The following is a 4,289-nucleotide window of genomic DNA, read 5'->3' as shown; positions in this document are numbered from 1 at the left end:
CCGCTGCACCAATGGTCCACGAGATCCACAGCGCCGTCCACGACAAGCGCGCCCGGGGGGTGGCAAAGATTGCCGGCAACCAGATAAGCAGCGTATAAAGCGTGATTTGGCCGGCCTCAGCCCACGCCGCAACCCGCGGCAATACGCCGAAGAGCACACCCAGTCCCGAAGCCATTTGACCTGCCCCAGTCAGGTAGGCCCAGCCGGTTTTAAAAGGCAGCCATGCCGGGACCAGCGCCACCGTCTCCTTGGTGTAGATCAGATGAGAGAGTCCGATCGGAATGATCCAGACGGCAAAGTAGTAGCGCGCGATGCGGACGCCTTTGTCGCCGGTGGCCCACGCAAGCCACGCAGGCGCTTCGAAATCGCTGAGCCGCGCGAAGAGCGTCCAGCCGCCCGCGAGAAGCACCGCCAGCTCACCGAAGCCCAGGTAGACTCCCTCGACCTTGGGAGCTACGAAAAGTGCAGGCAGCTTGAGCAATTGCCACACAATCAGGTACGGAAACAGGAGGCGAATGGCCCAGACAGAGGTGGTGCGAAAAAATAGAGCTGCTCCGCACACGAGCATGAGTGCGCCAGCCGCATAGGCTAGAGCCGTGCGGGCCGGGAACCACGTCGCCACCGGCTGCCACACCATGGCAAAATCCCCCACAACAAGCCCCAGCACTCCGAGGCCAATCAATCCGATTGCAAGCAAGCCCAGGGACGGTTGCTGCTCACGCTGAAACAAGGAACCAGGCTGAAACAAGGAGCGAGGGGCTGAGCGGGATTCAAATCTCAGAACGGCTTGGGTGCGGGGCGTCATGTGAACTCGAAAGCTAGCGGATTTCGAGATGCATTCCAATCGAGAAGTGCTGCGCACGCACCGGGAAGTTCCGAAGCGGTCTGCCGACGGGGCTTGCCGGATGCCCCTGATCGACCTCGGCGTTATACTCCGAGCACTGCAACTCCCGCGAGGCTACAATCGATGAAAAAGCTTGCATTCTTTCTGCTCCTCTCCCTCCCGCTCTTCGCTCAGACCAATGACAAGAAACCGCCCACCACGTTGCGCGGCGTGCTGCTGGAGCAGTTACGCACCACGCACGATCAGGAAGATTGGTTTGTTCCGGTCAGCATCGCGGTGGAAGGATTGACCCCTGAGCAAGCTATGTGGAGCCCCGGCAAAGGCAACCACTCCGTCGGTCAACTCACCTATCACATCTGGTATTGGGACAATCGCGCGCTCAATGATTTCAAGGGAATCAAGAATGAGAAGTTCGACAACAACAATAACGAGACCTTCGACAACTTCACGCCGGCGCAGTGGGACGATTTGGTGAAGAAGCTCAACCAGGTGCTCACCGATTGGGAAAAGGCCGTCAATGATGCCGACGATGCGAAGATCGCTGCGAATGCCTCACTCATTGCGCACGTCGGCGCGCACAACGCGTATCACGTCGGGCAGATTCTCTATGTGCGGAAATTGCATGGCGTGTGGAATCCGGACAAGGGCGTGAAGTAATACGTCGAGCAGTTATCGAATCGCTACGCATCTCGATTACGCGGGTACTTCGGCTGCGCCCACTTCCGCGCCGTGTCTGACAATCGTCCAGATCCATCCGATGAACGTGAGCACCAGCACTGGATAGGCAAACATCGGTAATGGACGTGCGATGGGCGTCAGCGGATTTCCCCAGAAAATGCGCAGGGAGACTATTCCGAACAAGACCGCGGCTACCAATCCGGTAAATCGCGTGACGAGACTAAACTCGCGCGGAACGCTGACCAGCACAAGGCCCGCTGACCAGAGGGCAGTCCCCGCCGCGAATGCCGGCACACTGGCCTCAAGCGACATCGGAGTACCCGTGAGCATGATGCCCTCTCCGATGGCATAGACCAGGAAGCCTGCAGCCACCTCCATCTTGCCGGCACGAAGATAACTGAGCGCGAGGATCGCGGTGGCGACGATTACGCCGGTGGCATCAATGGCCCAGCAGACAGCGCGAACGTTCGATGCGGCAACCATCGAGCCTGCCATTCCCAGAGCGCCGCCCGACACAAGACCAGCAACCGCCAGAACGCGAAGAGTTCCCTTCATCATCTCACTCCTATTTTTCTCGAACCGCGAGATTCTGAGGTCGCGGCATGCGTTTGAGTTGCAGAATCACTTCGGTGACGAGCAGAGGTAGTGCCCAGCAGGCCCAGATCATGACGTTGGCGCGATCGGCATCCGGCAGCCAGTTCTTCATGGGTGGGTAGTCGTTGAATATGCGAAAGGTGACGAATGCAAAAGTGACTACGTAGCTGCGGACCATCCACTCGCGATGAATCTGGATTTGCCGTTGCCGCACCGCGTAGTAGGCCATCGAGGTAGTCGTAAACCACGCAAATGCCAGCATCGCTACACCGAATCCCCACGCCTTGCCAAACGTGGTTCCGATGGCCAGGCCAAGCGCACCCACGCAGCCACACATCACGGCGATAACATAGACGCGCCCCGAAAGACGATGAAGCTGGAGATAGCGCTTGCGCAGCCGCTGCGAAAACTGCCAGGGGCCAATAAGCGCCGCCGTCATTCCACTGGAAATGTGAAGCAGAAGCCAGCCCCGCATCCGCCAGTAGTTGGCGGCTCCGGCTGCGGGATCATTAAATGCCGCTTCATTGTAGTGGAGATAGTAATGGAAGACGTACTTGAACACGAATGCTGCAGCAACGAACAAGACTGCACCGAGTGCCAGTGCCTTGGGCCATCGGCGCGATGTGAACGGCGGCACAGGCGCAACGGGATGAGCAGAGGTAGACATGATCACCTCCTGAAGACATGAACTCGTACCCCAGGGAAGGAGTTCAGCTCGCGATAACTATTCGGTTTGGCCCGGAGCTTGGGGTGAGTGTACACAAGCGTGGCAAGACTCGGCATTCATTTTTTGGGAAACTCCTCAAGCGAGTCCTGCCGGACGCAGCGCCCCATCTACCTCGTTGCCAATGCGCACCACGATAGGAAGCAGCGCTTCAACATCCTCAAGCGTGGTGCGGAAGTTGACGATGCAGGCCCGCAACGCGTATTTGCCCCCGATGACCGCGTTGGAGAGGTAAGCTTCTCCACCCTGCTGCAGGCGCGTGAGCAATTCGCGATTCAGATCGTTCAAATAACTTTCCACTTGCTCGTCGTCGCGCTTCAAGTCGCGCGGAACATAACGGAACGTGGTGATGCTCAGCCCCTGGGTCAGCGCTTCCAGTTCCGGGTAATTCGCAAGGCCATCGAACATGGCGCGCGACAGGCGAATGTCGTCGGAGATCATCTGCACGTAGCCCTCGCGTCCCACCTGTTGCAGCGCGAGCCACACTTTGAGCGCACGAAAACCGCGCGAGTTTTGTGGACCGAGATCAAAGTAATTAATGGCCTCGACGCCGAAGTGATAGTAGGGCGGGTGATACGCGAACGCGTCGCGCAGTTTGGACAAGTCGCGCACCAGGGCACAGCCGGCCTCGAGTGGCGCATAGAGCCATTTGTGCGGGTCGACAGCAATCGAGTCCGCTTCGCTGAGACCGGCAAACTCCGCGGGAGCATCCGGCACAATCGCCGCGAAGCCACCATAGGCACCGTCAATATGAAACCAGAGGTCGAATTCCCGGCAGAGCGCAGCAAGTTCGGGCAGCGGGTCCATCGCGCCAGTGCTGACCGTTCCAGCATTGCCAATCATCATGAAGGGCTTATCGCCTGCAGCAAGATCCGAACAAATCTGCGCGCGAAGAGCTTCGACGTCGATGCGCATTTCATCGTCGGCTGCAATCCATCGCACCGAGTCGGTGCCCAGTCCGGAGATGTCTGCTGCCTTCTGGATCCAGGTGTGCGTCTCCTTTGAGCAATACGCGCGCAGCCGGGCCCCTGCGACTCCATGCGTACGCAAATCGCTGCCACCCTTGGCCTGACGCGCCGCAAGAAAGCAGACGATATTTGCCATGTTGCCCCCGCTGACGAAGAGGCCGCCGCAATCGGTGGGGTAATTCAGCATTTCTGCAATCCAGCGAATCGTCTGAGCTTCAATTTCGCTGGCCATCGGAGACAGCAGCCACGCTCCGCAATTCGGATTTACCGTTGCTGCCAGCAGTTCGCCCAGCGCGCCGATTGGCGCGGCAGAGGAAGTGACATATCCCCAGAAGCGAGGATGAGCATTGAACAGGGAATGGTCGAAGAGCAGGCCGGCAGCGCGGTTGAGCAACTCTGCTGGATCGCCGCCCTGGTTCGGCAGCATACCGTCTGCGCCAAGCGCCTGGCGAATTGCAGAGGGAGATTCGCCCGTGGTTAC

The 4,289-nt window shown here is 58.9% G+C and carries 5 protein-coding genes; 1 reads left to right on the top strand and 4 read right to left on the bottom strand.

The window, feature by feature from the left end:
• Positions 1 to 805 (bottom strand): DoxX family protein (locus WA354_RS13545; protein WP_472813545.1); only part of this gene is annotated, 805 nt, incomplete at its 3' end.
• 162 nt (positions 806 to 967) lie between these two features.
• Here WA354_RS13545 and WA354_RS13540 point away from each other — a divergent pair.
• Complete coding sequence (locus tag WA354_RS13540) at positions 968 to 1,501, top strand: DinB family protein (protein ID WP_472813544.1); 534 nt, start codon at positions 968 to 970, stop codon at positions 1,499 to 1,501.
• A gap of 36 nt (positions 1,502 to 1,537) precedes the next feature.
• Here WA354_RS13540 and WA354_RS13535 read toward each other — a convergent pair whose 3' ends face one another.
• The 3 genes from WA354_RS13535 to WA354_RS13525 form a co-directional block, all read right to left on the bottom strand.
• Complete coding sequence (locus tag WA354_RS13535; RefSeq protein WP_472813543.1) at positions 1,538 to 2,080, bottom strand: hypothetical protein; 543 nt, start codon at positions 2,078 to 2,080, stop codon at positions 1,538 to 1,540.
• Between the two features lie 7 nt (positions 2,081 to 2,087).
• Positions 2,088 to 2,783, bottom strand: coding sequence for a DUF2306 domain-containing protein (locus WA354_RS13530; protein ID WP_472813542.1), 696 nt, complete (start codon positions 2,781 to 2,783; stop codon positions 2,088 to 2,090).
• 135 nt (positions 2,784 to 2,918) lie between these two features.
• The coding region (locus tag WA354_RS13525) for a pyridoxal phosphate-dependent decarboxylase family protein (RefSeq protein WP_472813541.1) at positions 2,919 to 4,289 on the bottom strand (1,371 nt) is incomplete at its 5' end.

This window comes from Occallatibacter sp., assembly GCF_049802275.1.
Classification (GTDB): Bacteria; Acidobacteriota; Terriglobia; order Terriglobales; family Acidobacteriaceae; genus Telmatobacter.
This window is presented reverse-complemented; position numbering and strand designations above follow the sequence as displayed.